General features: G+C 62.7%; 15 protein-coding genes. 9 read left to right on the plus strand and 6 right to left on the minus strand.

Features of this window, described 5'->3' with window-relative positions; genetic code table 11:
- Positions 1–8 precede the first annotated feature (8 nt).
- Positions 9–947 carry an ABC transporter permease gene (locus LNV06_RS18200; RefSeq protein WP_263539713.1) on the minus strand — a complete coding sequence of 313 codons (939 nt, stop codon included), beginning with the start codon at positions 945–947 and terminating at the stop codon, positions 9–11.
- Between the two features lie 421 nt (positions 948–1,368).
- On the opposite strand from LNV06_RS18200, the gene LNV06_RS18205 reads away from it, so the two are divergent.
- The 9 genes from LNV06_RS18205 to LNV06_RS18245 all read left to right on the plus strand — a co-directional run bounded on the left by LNV06_RS18205 (position 1,369) and on the right by LNV06_RS18245 (position 16,465).
- Positions 1,369–3,228: an ABC transporter substrate-binding protein gene (locus LNV06_RS18205; protein WP_263539714.1), complete on the plus strand. Its 1,860-nt coding sequence runs from the start codon at positions 1,369–1,371 to the stop codon at positions 3,226–3,228.
- A gap of 188 nt (positions 3,229–3,416) precedes the next feature.
- The gene (locus LNV06_RS18210; RefSeq protein ID WP_263539715.1) at positions 3,417–5,270 is read left to right on the plus strand and encodes an ABC transporter substrate-binding protein; all 1,854 of its coding nucleotides are present in this window, start codon (positions 3,417–3,419) and stop codon (positions 5,268–5,270) included.
- A 47-nt stretch (positions 5,271–5,317) separates the two neighbouring features.
- Positions 5,318–7,189, plus strand: a complete 1,872-nt coding sequence (locus LNV06_RS18215) for an ABC transporter substrate-binding protein (RefSeq protein WP_263539716.1) — start codon at positions 5,318–5,320, stop codon at positions 7,187–7,189.
- Between the two features lie 27 nt (positions 7,190–7,216).
- On the plus strand, positions 7,217–9,067 hold the full coding sequence (locus LNV06_RS18220) for an ABC transporter substrate-binding protein (RefSeq protein ID WP_263539717.1): 1,851 nt from the start codon (positions 7,217–7,219) through the stop codon (positions 9,065–9,067).
- A 5-nt stretch (positions 9,068–9,072) separates the two neighbouring features.
- Entirely contained in the window at positions 9,073–10,920 is a 1,848-nt protein-coding gene (locus LNV06_RS18225; protein WP_263539718.1) for an ABC transporter substrate-binding protein, read from the plus strand.
- Entirely contained in the window at positions 10,917–12,719 is a 1,803-nt protein-coding gene (locus LNV06_RS18230; protein ID WP_263539719.1) for an ABC transporter substrate-binding protein, read from the plus strand. Before LNV06_RS18225 ends, LNV06_RS18230 begins: the two co-directional genes overlap by 4 nt.
- Before the next feature lie 344 nt (positions 12,720–13,063).
- A complete protein-coding gene (locus LNV06_RS18235) occupies positions 13,064–14,638 on the plus strand; it encodes a wax ester/triacylglycerol synthase family O-acyltransferase (RefSeq protein WP_263539720.1) in 1,575 nt (524 codons plus the stop codon).
- A 56-nt stretch (positions 14,639–14,694) separates the two neighbouring features.
- Positions 14,695–15,570, plus strand: coding sequence for an esterase/lipase family protein (locus LNV06_RS18240; protein ID WP_263539721.1), 876 nt, complete (start codon positions 14,695–14,697; stop codon positions 15,568–15,570).
- 16 nt (positions 15,571–15,586) lie between these two features.
- The gene (locus tag LNV06_RS18245; RefSeq protein WP_263539722.1) at positions 15,587–16,465 is read left to right on the plus strand and encodes an alpha/beta fold hydrolase; all 879 of its coding nucleotides are present in this window, start codon (positions 15,587–15,589) and stop codon (positions 16,463–16,465) included.
- A gap of 28 nt (positions 16,466–16,493) precedes the next feature.
- Here the strand turns inward: LNV06_RS18245 and LNV06_RS18250 are convergent, their stop codons facing one another.
- The 5 genes from LNV06_RS18250 to LNV06_RS18280 all read right to left on the minus strand — a co-directional run bounded on the left by LNV06_RS18250 (position 16,494) and on the right by LNV06_RS18280 (position 21,449).
- The gene (locus LNV06_RS18250; protein WP_263539723.1) at positions 16,494–18,242 is read right to left on the minus strand and encodes a PglL family O-oligosaccharyltransferase; all 1,749 of its coding nucleotides are present in this window, start codon (positions 18,240–18,242) and stop codon (positions 16,494–16,496) included.
- A gap of 184 nt (positions 18,243–18,426) precedes the next feature.
- Positions 18,427–18,864, minus strand: coding sequence for a pilin (locus LNV06_RS18255; protein ID WP_318013524.1), 438 nt, complete (start codon positions 18,862–18,864; stop codon positions 18,427–18,429).
- A gap of 360 nt (positions 18,865–19,224) precedes the next feature.
- Positions 19,225–19,662, minus strand: a complete 438-nt coding sequence (locus LNV06_RS18260; protein WP_318013525.1) for a pilin — start codon at positions 19,660–19,662, stop codon at positions 19,225–19,227.
- Positions 19,663–19,969: 307 nt separating this feature from the next.
- Positions 19,970–20,407: a pilin gene (locus LNV06_RS18270; RefSeq protein WP_318013526.1), complete on the minus strand. Its 438-nt coding sequence runs from the start codon at positions 20,405–20,407 to the stop codon at positions 19,970–19,972.
- A 268-nt stretch (positions 20,408–20,675) separates the two neighbouring features.
- Positions 20,676–21,449: an MBL fold metallo-hydrolase gene (locus LNV06_RS18280; protein ID WP_263539724.1), complete on the minus strand. Its 774-nt coding sequence runs from the start codon at positions 21,447–21,449 to the stop codon at positions 20,676–20,678.
- Between the last annotated feature and the right edge of the window lie 5 nt (positions 21,450–21,454).

Genomic DNA, 21,454 nt, shown 5'->3' on the forward strand with positions numbered 1-21,454 from the left:
GACCGCACTCATTTCAAAACCACCCGTGGATCGACCAGCTTGTAGAGCAAGTCGGTGATCAAGTTCACCACCATGGTCAGGAAGGCGATGTAGATCGCGAAGGCCTGGATGACGGGGTAATCGCTGCGGTTCACTGCCAGCAAGATCTCACGGCCGAGGCCGGGGATAGAGAAGAACACTTCCAGCAAGAAGCTGCCGACGAAAACGCCGGGCAAGGCCACGGAGATGTTCGTCATGATGGGAATCATGGCGTTGCGCAGCACATGCTTGAGCAGAATCGTGCCCTCGGTCATGCCCTTGGCGCGCGCGGTGCGCACATAGTCGTGGCCGATTTCATCGAGGAAGAAGGTGCGGTACAGACGCGTGTAAGGCGCAATCGCCACTGCCACGGCCACCATCACCGGCAGCGGCGCATAGGTGGTCAAGTTGGTCCAGACGCTGTCGGTCCAGCCCTGCACCGGGAACCAGCCCAGGCGGAAGGCGAACACATACTGGCCCACGATCACATAGACCAGCAGCGAGATCGACACCGCCACCGTGCTGATGATCATCACCGCGCGGTCGGTCAGGCTGCCGCGCACCGAGGCCACGGCCAGCGCAAACGGAATCGCCAGCAGCACTTCCAGGAAGAGGATGGGCAACATCACCGTCAGCGTGGCCGGCAAGCGGCTGCTGAACAGGCTGGCCACCGACTCATTGGTCGCCCAGCTCTTGCCCCAGTCGAAAGTGACGATCTGCTTGATGAAGATCCACAACTGCTCCAGCACCGGCTTGTTCAGGCCCAGCTGTTCGCGGATCGCGTCGATCTGCTCAGGGCTGGCGTTCAGGCCGCCGAGGATTTCGGCCGGGTCGCCGCCAAAGTACTTGAAGAGAAAGAACACCAGCAGCACGACACCGAGCAGAGTCGGAATCATTTGCCACAGGCGCCTGAGCAGGTAGGCCAACATTGCTGTCGCGTCTCCAGGGTTTGCAGGTCGCAGTTCGACAAAAGTGAAACCCCGCAGGCTCGTGGCGAACGGGGTTTGCGCAAAGAAAATCTGGCGCGAGTCTAGTCGAACTGCCGCCCCTCGCTCACCGGCATTTGCCCAGGGCGCCCCCCCGCGCCTGCGGGGCTAGGCCGCTATTTCAGGGCTCAAGCAACGAATCAAACCTAGCCTGATGCAGTTTGCGCATAAGGCGCTCAAGCCACAAAGCACTAGACTGCGCGGCTCTGCAAGCGCCCTCATCCTGGGCGAAGGCCCGTTTCCATCGGCATTTCCGGCCTTTGAGCGGGGGCAAAGCCTCGCTTCCGCGGTGCAGTCGTGACACAAATGCGCTTCGCCATGGCCGAGCAGATGAATAGAAGATGAACCTCGAATGAAAAATCTCTTGAAGCAAAGTCCCCGGTCTTTTGGGGCGCTGGTGCCGCTGCTCTTCGGTCTGTTAAGCGCTGCCGCTGGCCTGGCATCGGCGCAAGCGACGGCTGGGGCGGACAGCAGCAAAGCCCTCAGCGAGTCCCCCAAGGTCTTGCGTTATGCCTTTCGCGCCGCCGAGACCGGCTTTGACCCGGCGCAGATTTCCGACAGCTACTCAAAAGCCGTGGCCGCCGGCATCTTCGACGCGCCGCTGGAGTTTGAATATCACACCCGCCCGGCCAAGCTGCGCCCCAACACTTTGGTGGCCATGCCGGAGTTGTCGGCCGACTTCAAGACCCTGACCTTCGAGCTCAAGCCCGGCATTTACTTTGACGACCACGAAGTCTTCGGCGGCAAAAAGCGTGAGCTGGTCGCGGCCGACTATGTCTATTCAATCAAGCGGCATTACGACCCGGTCTGGAAGAGCCCGAATCTCTACCTGCTGGAAAACGTCAAGATCCTCGGCCTCTCCGAGCTTCGCAAGGAGCTGATGGCCGCCAAAAAGCCGTTTGACTACGACCGCCCGGTCGAGGGCCTGCAGGTGCTGAGCCGCTACAAATTCCAGGTCAAGCTGGGCGTGGGCGACCCACGCTTCATCTACCAGTTCGCCGATGCCGGCTTCCTGGGCGCGGTGGCCCGCGAGGTGGTAGAGAAGTACGGCGTCAAGGTGATGGAGCACCCGGTCGGCACCAATGCCTGGCGTCTCGCCGAGTGGCGCCGCAGCTCGCAAATCGTGCTGGAGAAGAACCCCAACTTCCGCGAGCTGCGCTATGCGGAAGTGGCACCCACCGACAACCCCGCCCTGGCCGCCCATGTCGCGGCGCTGCAAGGCCGCCGCTTGCCGATGGTGGACAAGGTGGTCATCGCCATCATTGAAGAAGCGCAACCGCGCTGGTTATCCTTCGTCAATGGCGAAAAAGACGTGATCGAAGAAGTGCCGGCCGACTTCGCCACCATCGCCATGCCCGGCAACAAGTTGGCGCCGAATCTGGCCAAGCGTGGCATTCAAATGACGCGTTACCCGCGTGCCGACGTGGCCTTCACCTACTTCAATATGGAAGACCCGGTGATCGGCGGCTACACGCCCGAGAAGATCGCGCTGCGCCGCGCCATTTCGCTGGGCTCGGACGTCGACAAGCAAATCCGCCTGGCCCGCCGCGGTCAAGCCGTGGCCTCGCAAGGCCCGATCGCTCCCGGCACCTTTGGCTTTGACCCGAACTTCAAGTCCGAGATGGGCGAGTTCAACCTGGCCAAGGCCAAGAGCCTGCTGGACCTGTACGGCTATGTCGACAAAGACGGTGACGGCTGGCGCGAGCAACCCGATGGTTCGCCGCTGAAGCTGGAATACGCCACGCAGCCCGACAGCACCAACCGCCAACTCAACGAGCAATGGCAGCTGACCATGAATGCGCTGAAGATCCGCGTCAAGTTCAAAACCGCCAAATGGCCCGAGAACCTGAAGGCGGCCAATGCCGGCAAGCTGCAGATGTGGGGCGTGTCCTGGGTGGCCACGGCGCCCGATGGTGACACCTTCCTGGCCCTGGGCGACGGCGGTGCCAAGGGCAAGGCCAACAAGGCGCGCTTTGACCTGCCGGCCTATAACGCGCTCTACGCCAAGCAAAAGTCCTTGCCCGATGGCCCCGAGCGCCAAGCGGTGATGGCCGAGGCCGCCAAGCTGCTGATCGCCTATATGCCTTACAAGACCGAGGTGCACCGCGTCTTCACCGATATGGCGCAACCCTGGGTCGTGGGCTACAACCGCAATGTCTTTGTGCGCGACTTCTGGAAGTATGTGGACATCGACACCGAGGTCTTGAAGCGCCAAGGCAAGTGATCCGCCCCGCAAAGCTCCGCCCCTCAACCCTGGGGTTGGACTGCATGGCCGGGCCGGCGCACAGGCACTAGACTTCGCCCTGCGTCGCTCTAGCTGAGCGGGCGCGCAAGAGCTCCATCGCGCCGAGGTCAAAAGCCTGCCGGCGCGTTTGTTTGTCTGTCCGTCCACGAACCAGGATGCATGTGACCGTGCTGCGACCCCGGATTCCGGCCCTGCTGCTGATGACCACCGCGCTTGCGCTCAACTGCGCGGGCTGGGCGCACGCCCAGGAGGCCGCAAGGCCCGAGGCCAGCGAAGCCCCAGCACCCAAGGTGCTGCGCTACGCTTTTCGCATCGCCGAAACCGGCTTCGACCCGGCACAAATCTCCGACCTGTACTCGCGCATCATTGCCGGCGGCATCTTTGAGGCACCGCTGCAGTACGAATACCTGGCCCGGCCCATCCGCCTGCGGCCTGCCACGGCCGAGAGCCTGCCCGAGGTCTCGGCCGACTTCAAAACGCTGACCTTTCGCATCAAGCCCGGCAGCTTCTTCAACGATGACCCGGCTTTTGAGGGCAAAAAGCGCGAGCTGACCGCGGCCGACTACATCTACTCCATCAAGCGCCACTTTGACCCGCGCTGGAAAAGCCCGAATCTCTATTTGCTGGAGAACGCTCGCATCCCCGGCATGAACGAGCTGCGGCGCGAGGCCTTGAAGAACAAAACCCCGTTCGACTACCAGCGCGCGGTGCCCGGCCTCACGCTGATCGACCGCTACAGCTTCCAGGTCCGCACCGAAACCGGCGACCCGCGCTTCATCAACCAGTTTGCCGATCCCTCCACGCTGGGTGCGGTGGCGCACGAGGTGGTGGAGCGTTATGGCGACAAGATCATGGACCACCCGGTCGGCACCGGCGCTTGGGCCTTGAGCGAATGGCGGCGCAGCTCGCGCATGGTGCTGACGCCCAACCCCAATTACCGCGAAGTGCTGTATGACGAGCGGCCGCCGGGCGACAACGCAAGGCTGGTGGCACAAGCCGCCCGGCTGCAGGGCCGCAAGCTGCCCATGATCGACCGGGTCGAGATCGCCATCATCGAAGAGAACCAGCCACGCTGGTTGTCCTTCCTGCGCGGCGAGGCCGATCTGGTCGACGAGGTGCCGAATGAGTACGCACCGATCGCCATCCCGAACAACAAGCTGGCGCCCAACCTGAGCAAGCAAGGCCTGCAGATGGTGCGTTATCCGCGCGCCGATGTGGCGATCTCCTACTTCAATATGGAAGACCCGCTGGTCGGCGGCTATACGCCAGAGAAGATCGCGCTGCGCCGCGCCATCTCGCTGGCCATCGACCTCGACAAAGAAATCCGCCTGCCCCGGCGCGGCCAGGCCATCGCCTCGCAGGGGCCTATCAGCCCTGGCGTATTTGGCTATGACCCCGGCCTGAAAACCACCATGAGCGAGCATGATCTGGCGCGCGCCAAAGCCTTGCTCGATTTGTACGGCTATGTGGACCGCGACGGCGACGGCTGGCGCGATCAGCCCGATGGCAGCCCGCTCACCATCGAGTACGCCACCGAGCAAGACGGCGAAAAGCGCGCGCTGGCCGAGCTCTGGCAAAAAGCGATGGACGCCATTCAGCTGCGCATCAAATTCCGCCATGCCAAATGGCCCGAGAACCTGAAGGCCGCCACCGCCGGCAAGCTGCAAATGTGGGGGGTAGGCTGGAGTGCGGCCTCGCCCGATGGCGACACCTTTTTGGCCCTGGGCTATGGGCCCAACAAAGGGCAATCGAACAAATCACGCTTTGACCTGCCGGCCTACAACGCCTTGTACGAAGCGCAGAAAAAGCTGGCCAACGGCCCCGAGCGTCTGGCGCTGATGACGGAAGCGCAAAAGCTGCTGGCCGCCTATATGCCTATCAAGATGCATGTGCACCGCGTCTACACCGACTTGGCCCAGCCCTGGGTGGTCGGCTATGACCGCAATGTCTTTGTGCGCGCCCCCTGGCAGTACGTCGATATTGACAGCGGCGTGCTGAACTCAGCATCCCGCAAGCCCTGAGCCCCTTTTTGCCCTTCTTTGAGCCCCAGACCCCAGGTAGCCCTTTCATGATCTTCCGCTCGTTTTCATTCGCCCGCCGACAGGGCCTGGTTCGCAGTGTGCTCGGCGCTTTGGCCCTGGGCCTCTTGGGCAGCGGCAGCTGGGCCGAATCCAGCCCAGCGCCAAGCAGCCCAAGCCCGACGGCCCAAGCTTCCCCCAAAGTGTTGCGTTATGCCTTCCGGGTCGCCGAAACCGGTTTCGACCCCGCCAAGGTCACCGACATCTATTCGCGCATCGTCACCCAGCACATCTTCGAAGGCCTCTTCACCTACGACCATCTGGCCCGGCCGGCCAAGCTCAAGCCACTGACAGCCGCCGCTCTGCCCGAGGTCAGCGCCGACTTCAAGACCTGGACCATTCGCATCCAGCCTGGCATCTATTTCGCCGATCACCCCGTCTTCAAGGGCAAGAAGCGCGAGCTGACGGCCGAGGACTATGTCTACAGCTTCAAGCGCTTTGCCGATCCGCTGACCAACTCGCCCACCTGGGACGGCCTGGAAGAAAACCATCTACTGGGCCTGAATGAATACCGCGCGGAAGTCCAGAAGAGTAAAAAGCCCTTCAATTACGACAAGCCGATTGAAGGCTTGAAGGCGCTGGACCGCTACACCTTGCAGATTCGGCTGGGCAAGCCGCGTCCGCGCTTTGACCAAACCCTGGCCGACGGCAGCCTTTTGGGTGCCGTGGCCCGCGAGGTGATCGAGCTGGACCCCGAGCACAGCAGCGAAAACGCGGTGGGCACCGGCCCCTTCCAACTGGCCAGCTGGCGGCGCAGCTCGCAAATCGTGCTGGAACGCAACCCCGGCTACCGCGAGCGTTTTTATGACGCCGAGCCGAATGCCGACGATGCCGAGGGTCAGGCCTATTTGGCTCGTTTCAAAGGTCGCCGCATCCCCATGATCGACCGGGTGGAGATCGCCATCATCGAAGAGAACCAGCCACGCTGGTTGTCCTTCCTGGACGGCCAGTTCGACCTGCTGGAGCGCACGCCCGAAGACTTCATCAACCAAGCCATGCCAGGCGGCAAGGTGGCGCCCAATTTGGCCAAGCGTGGCATTCAAAGCTACCGAGTGGTGACCTCGGACGTGCTGTTCACCGTCTTCAATCTGGAAGACCCAGTGATCGGTGGCTATACGCCCGAGCGCATCGCGCTGCGCCGCGCGATTGCGCTGGGCACCAACTCCGAACGTGAGATTCAGCTGGTGCGTCGCGGCCAGGCGATCAGCGCGCAGTCCATCATGCTGCCGCACACCACCGGCTACGACCCGCAATTCAAGAGTGAAAGCGGCGACTACGATCCGGCCCGCGCCAAGGCTCTGCTCGACCTCTACGGCTATCTCGACCGCGACGGCGATGGCTGGCGCGAGCAGCCCGACGGCAGCCCGCTGGTCTTGGAAAGCCTCACCACGCCCGAGCAGTTCCAGCGCCAGATCGACCAGATCTGGCAAAAGAGCTTGGCCGGCATCGGCATCAAGGTGCAGTTCAAGACTGCCAAATGGCCGGAGAACCTCAAGTCCATGCGCGCTGGCAAGTTCCAAATCTGGTCGCTGGCCAGCTCGGCCGCCTCGCCCGATGGGCAAGACGCCTTGGGCTTTTTCTACAGCGACCGCATTGGCGGCCAGAACTATGCGCGCATCAAGCTGAAGGTCTTGGACGATCTCTACGAGCAGTCCAACGCCTTGCCCGATGGCCCCGAGCGCCTGGCCTTGTTCAATGAGCTGAAGCGCCTGGGTGCGGCCTATGCGCCGTATCGGCCGCGCGGCCACCGCATCATCACCGATCTGGCGCATCCGCAATTGCTGGGCTATCGGCGCCCGCAGTTCTGGTTGAATTTCTGGGAGTACGTGGACATCGACCCCAGCCAAGCCCACCGAAAGTAAGCCAGAGAGTCCAAGCACAAGACCGCCATGAAGATGAAGTTGAACTTGCCCCAAATGCTGGCCTGCTCGCTGAGCATTTGGCTTGCTTTGCAAAGCACGGCCCACGCAGCACCCGAGGCAAGCGATAGCCCCGCGGCGGCGGCCACAGCAGCCCCCAAAGTGCTGCGTTATGCCTTTCAGATTGCTGAGACCGGTTTCGACCCCTCGCAGCTCAGCGACATCTATTCGCGCACCGTCACCGGCGGCATCTTTGAAGCGCTGTACCGCTACGACCACCTGGCTCGCCCGGTGCAGATCAAGCCCTTGCTCGCCGCAGGCATGCCCGAGATCTCGGACGATTTCCGCAGCTTCACCATCAAGATCCAGCCTGGCATCTACTTCGCCGATGACGAGGCCTTCAAGGGCAAGAAGCGCGAGCTGACCGCGCAAGACTTCGTTTACAGCCTCAAGCGCTTTGCTGACCCGGCGCTCAAAAGCCCCAATTGGAGCTATGTGGAAGAGGCCGATTTGGTGGGCCTGGGCGCCCTGCGAAAGCAAGCGCTCGACAGCAAGAAGCCCTTTGAGTACGACAAGGACGTGGCGGGCCTGCGCGCCCTGGATCGCTACACCTTGCAGTTCAAAACCCAGAGCGCACGGCCTCGCCTGATCGAATCCCTGATGGTGGGCAGCGACTTGTTCGGCGCCATGGCCCGCGAGGTGGTCGAGCATTACGGCGACAAGATCGCCGAGCACCCGGTGGGCACCGGCCCCTTCCGTTTGGCTGAGTGGCGGCGCAGCTCCCGCATCGTGCTGGAGAAAAACCCAGACTACCGTGAACGTTTTTACGACGCGGAGGCCACGCCCGACGATGCCGAAGGGCTGGCCTTGCAGGCGCGCTTCAAGGGCCGCCGCATCCCCATGATCGACCGGGTGGAGATCGCCATCATTGAAGAAGTGCAGCCCCGCTGGCTGTCCTTCTTGAACGCTGAAAAAGACCTGCTGGAGCGTGTGCCCGCCGAGTTCATCAGCCAGGCCATGCCGAATGGCAAGGTGGCGCCCAATCTGGCCAAGCGCGGCGTACAAGCCTTCCGAGTGATCGGACCGGACGCCACCCTGAGCACCTTCAACATGGACGACCCGGTGGTCGGCGGCTACACGCCGGACAAGATCGCGCTGCGCCGCGCCATCAGCCTGGCCATCGATGTACCCCGCGAAATCCGCCTGGCGCGGCGCGGCCAAGCGGTGCAAGCGCAGTCGCCCCTCGTGCCGCACACCACCGGCTACTCGGCCGACTACAGGTCAGAAACCGGCGACTACGATCCGGCCCGCGCCATGGCCTTGCTCGACCTCTACGGCTATGTCGATGCCGATGGCGACGGTTGGCGCGACCTGCCCGACGGCAAGCCCTTGGTCGTGATCCGCAACACCCAGCCCGACAACGCCTCACGCCAGCTCGATGAGTTGTGGCAAAAGAACCTCAAGGCCGTCGGCATCAAGGCGGAGTTCAAAACCGCCAAATGGCCTGAGAACCTGAAGAGCGCACGCGGTGGCAAGTTCATGATCTGGGGCGTGGGCTCCTCGGCCTCGCAGCCCGATGGCGTCAGCGCCTTGCAGCGCCTTTACGGCCCGGCCAAAGGCGGGCAGAACTTGTCGCGCTTCAAGCTGCCGGAGTACGACGCGATTTACGAGCGCCTGCAGGCCCTGCCCGATGGGCCGGAACGCGAAGCCCTGTTCCTGCAAGCCAAGCGCATCGCCACCACCTATATGCCTTACAAGCAGCATGTGCACCGCATCCTGACCGATATGGCCCACCCCTGGGTGATCGGCTACCGCCGCGCCCTGTTCTGGCAGGACTGGTGGCAGTACGTGGACATTGACGAGAGCAAGAAGCCGAAGTGAATCTGATGAATCCGTCCCGTTTTTTAAGACTGCTGGCCTGCGGCCTTGCCTCAGTGAGCCTGAGCCTGAGCCTGGGCCTCGGCCTGGCTTTGCCTGCAAGCGCCAGCTCTGCAGAAGCCCCCGCAGCCCCCAAGGTGCTGCGCTACGCCTTCCAGATCGCCGAAACTGGTTTTGACCCGGCGCAGATCAGCGACACCTACTCGCGCATCATCACCTCGCATGTGTTCGAGGCGCTGTACAGCTACGACTACCTGGCTCGGCCGATCAAGGTTCGGCCCCTGACGGCGGCCGGCATGCCCGAGGTCTCGGCCGACTTCAAGACCTGGACGGTGCGCATCCAGCCCGGCATCTTCTTCACCGACGACCCCGCCTTCAAGGGCAAGCGGCGCGAGTTGGTGGCTGAGGACTATGTCTACAGCTACAAGCGCTTTGCGGATCCGGCCAGCAAAAGCCCGAGCTGGACCACCGTGGGCGACTTTGGCCTGATCGGCCTGAACGAGTTGCGCGAGCAGGCACTCAAAACCAAGAAGCCCTTCAACTACGAGCAGCCCATTGAAGGCCTGCGCGCGCTGGACCGCTACACCCTGCAGTTCAAGCTGAAGGAAAGTCGGCCTCGCTTTATCTACGGCTTGGCGCAAAGCGACCGCTTTGGCGCCGTGGCCCGCGAGGTGATGGAAGCCTACGCCGACCGAACTATGGAGCACCCGGTCGGCACCGGCCCCTTTGTGCTGAAGGATTGGCGGCGCAGCTCGCGCATGGTGCTGGAGAAGAACCCCGCTTACCGTGAGCGTTATTACGAGGCCGAGCCGGCCGCCGATGACGCCGAAGGCCAGGCCCTGCTGGCCCGCTTCAAGGGCCGGCGCATCCCGATGATCGACCGGGTCGAAATCGCCATCATCGAAGAATCGCAGCCGCGTTGGCTCAGCTTTGTGGGCGGCGAACATGATTTGCTCGACCGGGTACCACCCGAGTTCGTCAACGTGGCCCTGCCCAAGGGCAAGCTGGCGCCCAACTTGGCCAAACGCGGTTTTCAGCTGTTTCGCGTGATGGGGGCGGAAAGCGCCTTCACCTTTTTCAATCTCGAAGACAAGACGCTGGGCGGCTACAGCGAAGACAAGGTGGCGCTGCGCCGCGCGCTCTCGCTGGCCTTGAACATTGAGCGCGAGATCAACGGCGTGCGGCGCGGCCAAGCGGTGCCGGCACAGTCGATGATTCCGCCACACACCTCGGGCTATGACGCCGCCTACAAGAGCACGAACAGCGACTTCGACATCCCGCGTGCCAAGGCCTTGCTGGACCTGTACGGCTATGTGGACAAAGACGGTGACGGCTGGCGCGATATGCCCGACGGCTCGCCGCTGGTGATCGAAGTGGCCACCCAGCCCGACGCGCTTTCGCGCCAGTACGACGAACTCTGGCAGCGCAATTTCGGCGCAGTGAACATTCGCACCAAGTTCTTCCATGGCAAATGGCCGGAGCAACTCAAGCAGGCCCGCGCCGGCAAGCTGATGCTGTGGATGTTGGCCGACAGCGCCAACGCCCCCGATGGCCTGGACCAGATGCTGCGCCTCTACAGCCCGGCCATCGGCGCGCGCAATTACGCCCGCTTCAAGTCCGCCGAATTCGACAAACTCTACGAACAGTTGCAAGTGATGCCCGACGGCCCCGAGCGCGAGGCCTTGTTCCTGCAAGTCAAGCGCATCCAGGCCACTTATGTGCCCGAGAAAACCCATGTGCACCGCATCATCAATGACATGAGCCAGGCCTGGGTGATTGGCTACCGCAGGCCGCTGTTCAGCAATGACTTCTGGCAGTTCATTGATGTGGACAACTCGCTGAAGCCAGCGCGATGAGTTCAAGACGCCGCTTTCTGAGCCAGGGTGCGGCGCTCGCAGGCAGCACTTGCTTGGCCGCGCCAGCCTTAGCGGCCAGTGCCGCTGAAAACAAGCGTAAGGTTTTACGTACCGCCTTCAACTCGGCCGAGGTCGGCTTTGATTTGCCGCAGGTCTCGGACCGGACCTCGGTCGAGGTGGCCTCGCACATCTTTGAGCCGCCGCTGACCTTTGACTATCTGGCCCGGCCGGTGCTGCTCAAGCCTTTGACAGCGGCGAGCCTGCCCGAGGTCTCGGCCGACTTCAAGCACTTTGTCTTCACGATCCGGCCCGGCATCTACTTCGCCGATGACCCGGCCTTCAAGGGCAAGAAGCGCGAGCTGGTGGCCGAGGACTATGTCTACAGCATCAAGCGCTACTACGACCCGCGCATCAAGACCGAGCATCTCTACCAGTTCGAGACGGCCAGGCTGCTGGGTCTGACGGAGCTGCGCAATCAAGCGCTGAAGAACAAGACGGCGTTTGACTACGACAAGCCGGTGGCTGGCCTGAGGGCGCTGGACCGCTACCGCTTCGAGGTGCGCCTGGCCGAACCCGACCCGCGCTTCGTCAATGTCTTTGCCAGCAGCAACTTCACCGCCGCCGTGGCGCGCGAGGTGGTCGAGGCCTACGGCGACGACATCATGGCCCACCCGGTGGGCACCGGGCCCTTTCGACTCAAGAGCTGGCGGCGCAGCTCGGAGATCGTGCTGGAGCGCAACCCGAATTTCCGCGAGCAGTTCTTCGAATCCGACGGGCCTGCCGTCGGCGACGCCGACGCTGCCCGCGCCGCTCAGGAGCTGGCCGGCAAGCGCTTGCCGCTGCTGGACGAAGTTCGCGTCAGCATCATCAACGAGGCGCAACCACGCTGGCTGGCCTTTCTCGGCGGCGAGTTGGACTTGGTCGAGATGCCGGTCGATGTAGCGCGCCTTGCCCTGCCCAACGGACGCCTCGCGCCGAATCTGCAAAAGCGCGGTGTGCGAGCGCTGAGCTCGCATGGCGCCGACATCGCCTTCAGCTACTTCAACCTTGAAGACCCCCAGATCGGCGGCTACACACCCGAAAAAGTAGCGCTGCGCCGCGCCATCGTGCTGGCCTATGACAACGCCGAGGAAACACGGCTGGTGCTGCAGGGTCAGGCCTTGCCGGCGCAAAGCATGTTGCCCACGCTGATCTATGGCCATGAGCCGGAGTTGCGCAGCGAGGCCGGCTTGACCGACCCGGCCCGCGCCCAGGCACTGCTGGACCTGTATGGCTATGACAAGCGCGACCCCGAGGGCTACCGCCTGAATCCCGACGGCAGCCCGCTGACGCTGCGCCGCGCCGGGCGCGAAACCGCCCGCGAACGCCAGCTGCATGAGCTGTGGAAGAAGAAGATGGATGCGGTGGGTCTGCGCATGCAGTTCGAGACCGCCACCTTCGGCGAGTTGATCAAGAAAGCCTTGGTCGGCCAGCTGATGATCTGGGGCTACACCTGGGACCTGGGTTCCCCCGACGGCGACTTTTTGCTGGGCATGGGCTACGGGCCCAATGCCGGGCAATCGAACGATGCGCGCCTGAAACTGGCCGAGTACGACCGCATCTACGAGCGCCAGCGGGTGCTGCCCGACGGCCCCGAGCGCCTGGCGCTGATGCACAAAGCCACCCATCTGATGTTGGCCTATATGCCCTATCACCCGCACAACTATCCGCTGCGGGTGGACATGCTGCAAAAAGAAGTTCGCGGCTTTGTCCGCCACCCGTTCAACCGGGATCGTTGGCGTTTTGTGGACATGGGCTGAGAGCATCCCAGGCTTCTGAGTCCTGGGATAGCTCGCCCGTGAGCAGTCCGGCGGCGCGCTTTGCTCCGTGTCATTCCGGCGTGACCTAGGGTCACGGCCTCCCTTCTTTACCTGCGCAAAACGCGCCACCGGACCGCTCCTTCGCGGCCTTGCGCGTGTTCCACGACGCGAACGCCCACTGTGTGCACCCCATGTCCGCAGCCCAAAGCTCGGCTGCCATGCCTCATCCAATGAGTTATGTTTCTGATGAGACTTAGAGGCGGCTCTCGGTGTAAGCCGCTCAAAGGCTTTATCGGGCTTAGAGCCGGGTATGCTCATCGGATCTGCTCGCAGGGCCTGAATCGATGAATCCACTCGCTGGCATTGACGCCGCTTTTTTGCATCTGGAAACGGCCCAGATGCCCATGCATGTGGGCGCCCTGCATCTGCTGGAGTTGCCGGCCGACTATGCGGGCGACTTCCTAGAGCACTTGCGGGCGCATATCGCGGCACGGCTGCCGCTGGCGCCGGTCTTGCGCCGCAAGCTGGCCACCATGCCTTTGAATCTGGCCAACCCCAGTTGGGTGGAGGCCGAGCCCGATCTGCAAGAACACATCGTCGGCTACGACCTGCCGCCCGGCAGCGATATGGCCGCGCTAGAGCAGCAGGTCGGCCTGCTGCACACCGAGTTGCTGGACCGTGAGCGGCCGCTGTGGAAGTTCCATGTCTTCTACGGCCTGGAGCCCGGGCCCGAGGGCGAACAGCGTTATGGCCTGTACACCCAGCTGCACCATGCGGCCGTGGACGGGCAGGCCGCCGTGGCCCTGGCCGGCATCTTGCTCGATAGCACGGCCAAACCGCGCAAACCCACGACGCGAGTAGCCGCAGCTGCGGCCGCCGACACAGCGAGCAGCGCCGTCGCAGCGGCCGAGATCGGCACCGTCGGCCTTTTGCGTTCGGCCCTAGCCCAGCAAATGGCGCAGACTTGGCAACTCGCCCGCGCCTTGCCTGGCGCCGCCGGCACGCTGAGCAGCATGGCCGCTCAAACCGCTGCCGATCTGGCCGGCGCTAAGTTGAAGGCTTGGTTGAGCAGTGAGCCCCAAGACAAGGAAGCCAGCGCACTGAGCCTGGCCCCGCGCACCCGGCTGAACCAGAGCGTCAGCGCCGAGCGCAGCTTCTCCACCATCAGCCTGCCCTTGCCGGTTTTGCACGATGTGCGGCGCAGGCATGGCGCCAGCCTGAACGATGCGCTGCTTTTCATCTGTGCCGGTGCGCTGCGGCGTTACTTCAGCAAGCATGGGCCGCTGCCGCGCAAGTCACTGGTGGCGGCGGTGCCGGTGTCTATGCGCGGCAGCGCGCGCATGAGCAAGGCCAACACCCAGGCCACGATGAGCGTGGTCAGCCTGGGCACGCAGGTGGCGGACCCGCGCAAGCGCCTGGCCTATCTGCTCGAAGCTTCACAGACCATGAAGGGCGAACTGGAGCGCATCAAATCCTTGATGCCCAGCGACTACCCCTCACTGGGCGTGCCCTGGTTGATGCAGGCCGGCGCACAGCTCTATGGGCGCGCCCATGTGGCCGAACGCCTACCGACGGTGGCAAATCTGGTGATCTCGAATGTGCCGGGGCCAGCGCAGCCGCTCTACCTGGCCGGCGCGCGGGTGCTGAGCATGTACCCGGCCTCCATCGTTGTGCATGGCCTGGGCCTGAACATCACCGTGCAAAGCTATGCCGATTCGCTCGACATCGGGCTGATGGCCTGCGCTCACGCACTGCCAGAAACGAATGAACTGGCCGCGCATCTGGAGGCGGCTTTCTTGGAGTTTCTGGCGCTGCCGGTGGCCAAGCCTGCATCCGGCCCAGCCAGCAAGAAGAACACAAGAAAGCCTCTGGCTAAGAAGGCACCGGCTTCTTCTACCCGAGCCCGCAGCAAAGGCTGATCGAGGCTCGCGACCACCCATGACGCTTTGATCGTTTCAACACCCTTTGTTGACTCATGCCCGCTCACTCTCCATCCCCTGCACCTCGCCCCAAAAGGGCCAAGGTCCCACGCAGCCCTAAGGCCGCGCCGACGACCGAAGAACCCGCATCAAGCCCTTCGCACAATGCTTGGCCGCATCTGGACCTGCGCCCGCCCAATGCCTTGTTGATGATGTTGGAAGGGCGAGCGCCCTGGGAGTTTGCGGCCCTGCTGGCCGCCTCACCCTGGCTGCGCAAGCTGCCGCCGGGCGATGGCCATCCGGTGGTGGTCTTTCCAGGTCTTGGCGCCAATGACCTGACGACGCAGCCGCTGCGACGCTTTTTGGACGACTTGGGCTACGACACCCATCCCTGGCACCAGGGCTTTAACTTCGGGCCTCGGCAAGGCGTGCTGGAGCAGTGCAACCGCGATGTGCAGGCCTTGTTCAAACGCCATGCGAAGCCGGTCAGCTTGGTGGGCTGGAGCCTGGGCGGCATCTACGCCCGCGAGTTGGCCAAGGAGCTGCCCGAGCATGTGCGCTGCGTCATCACCCTGGGCACGCCCTTCACCGGCCACCCGCGCGCGACCAATGCCTGGAAGTTCTTCGAACTGATGAATGGCCGCCATGTCGGGGACCCGGCCATGCTGGCGCAGATCCGTCAGGCACCGCCGGTGCCCACCACCTCCATCTATTCGCGCAGCGACGGCATCGTGTCCTGGCGCTGCAGCGTGATGGAACCCGGCCCGCAGCACGAGAACATCGAAGTGCACGCCAGCCATCTGGGTTTGGGCATGAACCCGCTGGCGCTCTATGCAATCGCTGACCGCTTGGCACAAGACCCGCAGGACTGGCAGGCCTTCGAGGCACAGGGCGCGCGGCGTTGGTTCTACCGCACCGGGCAGCCGGAATGAACAAGAAGAAGCGCTGATGCAAATCTCCGCCAATGGCATCGCCATCGAAGTCGACGACCAAGGACCGCCCACGGCCGAGCCGCTGCTGATGATCATGGGTCTGGGCATGCAGCTGACCGCCTGGCCCGAGGGCCTGGTGCAGCAGTTGCTGGCACAGGGCTTTCGCGTCATTCGCTTTGACAACCGCGATGCCGGCTTGAGTCAGAGCTTCGACCAGCTGGGCGTGCCAAACATCGGCCTGGCCTCGGTGCAGCATCTCTTGCACCTGCCGGTGCGCAGCCCCTACAGCTTGGCCGAGATGGCCCGCGATGCGCTCGGCGTGTTGGATGCGCTGGGTTTGCAAAAAGCCCATGTCTGCGGCGCCTCCATGGGCGGCATGATTGCCCAACATGTGGCCCTGTTGGCGCCGCAGCGTGTCAAAAGCCTGAGTCTGATCATGACCAACAGCGGCGCTCGCTCGGTGCCCGGTCCCTCGATGCGGGTGCGCAGCGCCTTGCTGAGCCGGCCGCCAAATCCCAGGGACTTCGCCGCCGTGGTGGAGCGCACCTACCAGTTGTTTCGCCTGATCGGCAGCCCCGCCTACCCCGCGCCTGAAGCCGAGCTGCGTGAGCGCATCAAGTCCTCCTTGCGGCGCAGCAACCGCCCCCGCGGCGTGCTGCGTCAACTGGCCGCCATCGCCGCCGACACGCACCGCGCCGGCCAACTCAGCCGCATCAAAGCACCCACGATCATCATCCACGGCGAGGCCGACCCGCTGGTGCCCGTGCCCGCGGCCCACGATTTGGCGCGTCGCATTCCCGGCGCCCAGCTCGAACTGATCGCCGGCATGGGGCATGACTTGCCGGAAGAGCTGTGGGCGAGGATGGTGGCGGGCATCAGTCGCTTGGCCCGGTGAAGGGGACTACTAGCGCGCGTGCCTCTGGCTAACGCATCTCACGATAGCTGTATTGGCGCCGCGGTGCGTCGCACTGGTAGGGCCTGACCTTGGCATCTGGCGCTATTCGCTCGCATTCAGCCAACCATTCCCGCGTGCGCGGCAGATTGAACTCGCGCAAGCGCTGCACCACATAACGCGCACGATCAGCGTCACCGCTGACCACCAAGGAATTGGCCCAGGCGATCAGGGTCGATTCATCGCTGACATTGTGTGCGCTACGCCGGGCTGCATCCAAAGCCTCAGGACCGGGCAGCAAAAACGTCGACGCCGCGTAATCAGCCTGGTGCGAGAAAAAGATCGAGCGCTGCTGCGCTTGCGTGATGCGGTCCAACAAGCTCATGCCATTGGGCGGCTGCACCGTGATGGCCACCACGCGCAAATAGTCAAAGAACACCAGGACGCTGAGCGCCACCATCAAGAAGCCCAAGAGCGGCAAGGGACGAGTCCGCGCCGGTTTGCGCTCTGCACTCTCTGGACTTGGCGAGGGCGGCGCCAAGGCCATGCCAAAGGCGAAAGCGGCTGGCAAAAGGAAATAGGCATACCAAAGCTGAAACTCGAGCAAGCCTTGCAACAAGATCAAACACACCAACATCAGCGCCGCATGCCGAAGCAGGGCCTCACTCGGTGCTGTTTCATTGCGCCCAAGTTGGAATGCTCGCTTCAATGCCGCTGCCAGCAATCCCAGCACCAGAAGGCCCGCCGGCCAGCCCAACTCCACCAAGATCTGCATGAGCAAGTTGTGGGTGTGATCTACAAAAGAATTGGGCCGCCCCGGCATGGGTGTCATGGTCAAAGCAAAGTTGAATTCGCCCCAACCCACACCGGTCCAAGGATGCTGCTTGAGCAACTCCCAGGCACAAGCCAGATATTGCAGCCGTTTCGGTGAACTGGCGCCCTCGGCCAGACGCGAGGCCGCGCTGAACTGATGTTCACCGAGCTGCGACCACAAAGACATGGCGGCCCAGCCCAGGCCCAGCATCAAAGGCGTCATCAAGACCGCCAGCCGCGTCGGTCGGCTGATACAACGATCCAACAAGACCCACAGCAGCAAAACGCCCAGCATCGCCATGCCTCCGCGCGAGGCACTCAACACCAAGCCAAAAACCAGTACCAGCAACACAGCCGGCAACAACCAGATCGCTGACGAGCGGCGCTGGGTCACCAAGGCCCTTTGCTCCGCCAGATACACCGCCGCAACGCAGGCCCAGATCAGGCTCGAAGCCAGATGATTGGGTTGACGCAAATTACCGAGGGCCCGGCCCGGAATGTCGCTCCGTGCAATCCAGACCTCGCCGGCCCAATCCGGCGCAAATACCTGGACCACGCTGACCACGGCGCCCATCAGGCCAGCCCACAACAAGCCCCAGCACAGCGCCTTGAACCCAGCTTGTCGAGGCCCACTTCCAAGTCCTTGACCCAACATCAAGAGCAGCAAGGCAGCGCCTAGCAAGCCGCTGTAGGACAGCAGCAGGGACATCGGCAAGCCGGCCCAGAAGTAAGACACCCAAGCGGCGGCCAGCAGCAAAAGCAAAGCCCAAACAGCCGGGCCAGTACGCCAATTCACCGGCGTGGCGCCCATCGTCAGCAAGACCAGCCCCCAGCCCGCCAAGGCCGCCAGCTGATTCAAGGTGGCCGAGCTGGACACCAAATTGACAGCCAGATTGGGCGCAATTACGCAAGCCAGCAGCATGGCCAGCCATTGAGTATTGCGAAGGTGGGAATCCGAGATCTGCATCGATTGAAGTCTTGGCGGCGGCGACCAAGGTCCGGCGCCCATGCTGTGGTCCGTGAGCCTTGGTCGCCAGGGCGAGGCAAAGGCAGCGTCAAGGGTAAAGCGCCGGCGAAAAAAAAGCGCCACTGGGGCGCTTTCTTTTGAAACCGACCCGGCCGCCAGACAAGGCGCCCAGGTCAGCTCATCATCAGATCTTCGGACGGAACTTGGAGTCGACGGTACCGCCGATGGTCCAGATCACGCCCTTGTCGGTGCAAGCACCGCCGTAGATGACGGTCTGGCCTGCGTCCACACCACCGTTGGCCGCACCACCGGCGATCGCCTTCATGGTGATGGTGATGTTCTTGTTGGCCACGGTCACGTCGGACACGTATTCGCTGGTGATGGTGTTGCCAGCAGGCAGACCCAGGGAGGCGTTATTGGCCGTATCGAAAGTGCCGTCGCTGCAAGCGACGCCCATGCCGGTCAAGGCTGCACCGGCCACGCTGGTGGCGCCAGCCATCTTGGCTTTGGTGGTGTAGTCTTTGTAGGCCGGCAGAGCCACGGCAGCCAAGATACCGATGATGGCCACGACGATCATCAGTTCGATCAGGGTGAAACCTTGTTGGACGCGCTTCATGTTCATGACGATTGCTCCTGGGGAGGGGTGTTGAGAGGTAGAGACACCCCCCCTGAATGCAGGGGTCGTGCCAGCTATTTGGGCGCCTTTTTTCGTGAGCTTTGTCACGATAAGGACTCTGCCAAGTCAATCGAGCTGACAAATTTCGTCAGCTCGACTGGCGCAAATGGGTGATACCTCCCGCAAAGTGACCATATTTGTCGGCCGCTTGACCCTCGTGCACGGCCTTGTCTGCCGAGTTCAAGTGATCGAACCTTGAAAGATCCTGTGGCAGAGGATCGCTGGGCCGAAAAAAAAGCGCCCAAGGGGCGCTTTCTTCTTCAGCACAGAGTCGCCGCCTGATGGCCGCGCGCGCTCAGGCTGAACTTAGAGCTTCGGACGGAACTTCGAGTCCACCGAACCACTGATGGTCCAGATCACACCCTTGGCGGTGCAAGCACCGCCGTAGATGATGGTCTGACCGGCATCGACACCGCCGTTGGCGGCGCCACCGGCAATCGCCTTCATGGTGATGGTGATGTTCTTATTGGCCACGGTCACGTCAGACACGTACTCGCTGGTGATGGTGTTGCCAGCCGGCAAGCCCAGAGAAGCATTGTTCGCGGTATCGAAGGAGCCATCACTGCAGGCGATGCCCATGCCGGTCAAGGCAGCACCGGCCACGCTGGTGGCTCCAGCCATCTTGGCCTTGGTGGTGTAGTCCTTGTAGGCCGGCAGAGCCACAGCAGCCAAGATGCCAATGATGGCGACGACGATCATCAATTCGATCAGGGTGAAACCTTGTTGAGCACGCTTCAGGGACATAGAAACCTTCGCTACCGAGTTGTATTGGAAACACTTCTTTACGCAGGGTGCGTGCCAGCAAAGCGAGCGTCTTCACTTGTGCGCTTTGTCACGCCTAGGTCCCTGGCAGGCAGACGCGACTGACAAATTTGGTCAGTTTGCTGGACGGAAAACGGCCCAGGGCTTTCAAAGTGACCAAATTTGCCCTGGGCTTGGTGGAGCGATGGCTGGCACATGAAAAGTTCTGGCAAAGAAAAAGCGCCCTCGCTGGGCGCTTAATTTGCAAGCCAAGCCGAGCGCCGGGTCAAGCGCTCAACTCAGATCAAGATCAGAGCTTCGGACGGAACTTGGAGTCCACCGTGCCACTGATGGTCCAGACCACACCTTTGTCGGTGCAATCGCCCCCGTAGATGACGGTTTGGCCTGCATCGACGCCGCCATTGGCTGCGCCACCTGCGATCTGCTTCATGGTGATGGTGATGTTCTTGTTGGCTACGGTCACGTCGGACACGTATTCGCTGGTGATCGTGTTGCCAGCGGGCAGACCCAGGGAGGCGTTATTGGCCGTGTCAAAGGACCCATCGCTGCAAGCCACGCCCATGCCCGTTAGAGCCGAGCCAGCCACACTGGTGGCGCCGGCCATCTTGGCCTTGGTGGTGTAGTCCTTGTAGGCCGGCAGAGCAACGGCAGCCAAAATGCCGATGATGGCCACAACAATCATCAGTTCGATCAAGGTAAAGCCTTGTTGAGCGCGCTTCATATTCATGACGAAAGCTCCTGAAGAGAGGTGTTAAGGGGAAGAGGCAACACCCTTGACGCATCAGCCATGCCAAGCTTTGAAACGTGAAATACCGCACAGTTCCTTGCACTGACCCGCCCGGACGCAGACAAATCTTGTCGCAATGACGAAAAAAATTGGCAATCCTGGCGCCAGGGTGACAAGTTTTTACCGCGGCGTTCCAGACCAACTCGGCCATGAAAAAAGCGCCGCAATGCGGCGCCTTAGGCAAGGGCAGACGCGCTAAGAAGTACGCTCAAAACTCCATCAAATCCCCAGCCTGCAAGGCGCGAATGCGGTGCGGAGTTTGCAGCGCGGCTACGGCGCTCATCACCGCCTCGCCTTCGCCAGGTTTGATATGGGTGATGTGCACCGCCACGCTGCCGGCCAACTGAGCCAGTTCGGGGCCGAGACTGGCGGGGCAGTGGTGCCGGCTGACGCGGGCGAGCTGGGCTTCATCGTCGCCGAAGGCGGTTTCGATGACCAAATGGGCGATCGACAGGCTGGACAGTCGTTGCCACAGCGCCGGATTCGGCCCGGTGTCGCCGGTGAAGACCCAGCTGCCTTGCGCGCCGTGCACCGCAAAGCCCACGGCCGGCACGGTGTGGGCCGCGCTCAAGACTTCGATCTCGCGGGAGCCCAAGTGCAAGGTTTGGCCGAGTTCAAAAGCATGCAGGCTCAGCACCGGGCGCTCGGGGCTGGGCAGGCGTGTGAAGTCGGGCCAGATCACGCCATTGAAGATGTGCTTGCGCAAGGCATCCAAGGTCTCGGGCAGGGCATGCACCTGAATGGGCGGACGACCGGCGGCCTCGCGCTCGCGCAAGACGGTATCGGCCAGCAAGGGAATGGCGAGGATATGGTCCAGATGCGAATGGCTGACCAGAATGTGGTCAATGCGCACCAGTTCTTGCAAAGACAGATCGCCAACGCCGGTGCCGGCGTCGATCAAGACGTCGTCATCAAGGAGAAAAGCGGTCGTTTTGTAAGCGGCTGCAATGGCGCCGGAACAACCCAGGACGCGTATTTTCATGAAAA

The sequence above is a fragment of the Paucibacter sp. Y2R2-4 genome (assembly GCF_025717535.1).
Taxonomy (GTDB): Bacteria; Pseudomonadota; Gammaproteobacteria; order Burkholderiales; family Burkholderiaceae_C; genus Paucibacter_A.

Coding starts and splice junctions, on each gene's coding strand:
- LNV06_RS18200 (WP_263539713.1), bottom strand. CDS start 947: ATGTTGGCCTACCTGCTCAGGCGCCTGTGGCAAATGATTCCGACTCTG.
- LNV06_RS18215 (WP_263539716.1), top strand. CDS start 5,318: ATGATCTTCCGCTCGTTTTCATTCGCCCGCCGACAGGGCCTGGTTCGC.
- LNV06_RS18220 (WP_263539717.1), top strand. CDS start 7,217: ATGAAGATGAAGTTGAACTTGCCCCAAATGCTGGCCTGCTCGCTGAGC.
- LNV06_RS18225 (WP_263539718.1), top strand. CDS start 9,073: ATGAATCCGTCCCGTTTTTTAAGACTGCTGGCCTGCGGCCTTGCCTCA.
- LNV06_RS18230 (WP_263539719.1), top strand. CDS start 10,917: ATGAGTTCAAGACGCCGCTTTCTGAGCCAGGGTGCGGCGCTCGCAGGC.
- LNV06_RS18235 (WP_263539720.1), top strand. CDS start 13,064: ATGAATCCACTCGCTGGCATTGACGCCGCTTTTTTGCATCTGGAAACG.
- LNV06_RS18240 (WP_263539721.1), top strand. CDS start 14,695: ATGCCCGCTCACTCTCCATCCCCTGCACCTCGCCCCAAAAGGGCCAAG.
- LNV06_RS18245 (WP_263539722.1), top strand. CDS start 15,587: ATGCAAATCTCCGCCAATGGCATCGCCATCGAAGTCGACGACCAAGGA.
- LNV06_RS18250 (WP_263539723.1), bottom strand. CDS start 18,242: ATGCAGATCTCGGATTCCCACCTTCGCAATACTCAATGGCTGGCCATG.
- LNV06_RS18255 (WP_318013524.1), bottom strand. CDS start 18,864: ATGAACATGAAGCGCGTCCAACAAGGTTTCACCCTGATCGAACTGATG.
- LNV06_RS18260 (WP_318013525.1), bottom strand. CDS start 19,662: ATGTCCCTGAAGCGTGCTCAACAAGGTTTCACCCTGATCGAATTGATG.
- LNV06_RS18270 (WP_318013526.1), bottom strand. CDS start 20,407: ATGAATATGAAGCGCGCTCAACAAGGCTTTACCTTGATCGAACTGATG.
- LNV06_RS18280 (WP_263539724.1), bottom strand. CDS start 21,449: ATGAAAATACGCGTCCTGGGTTGTTCCGGCGCCATTGCAGCCGCTTAC.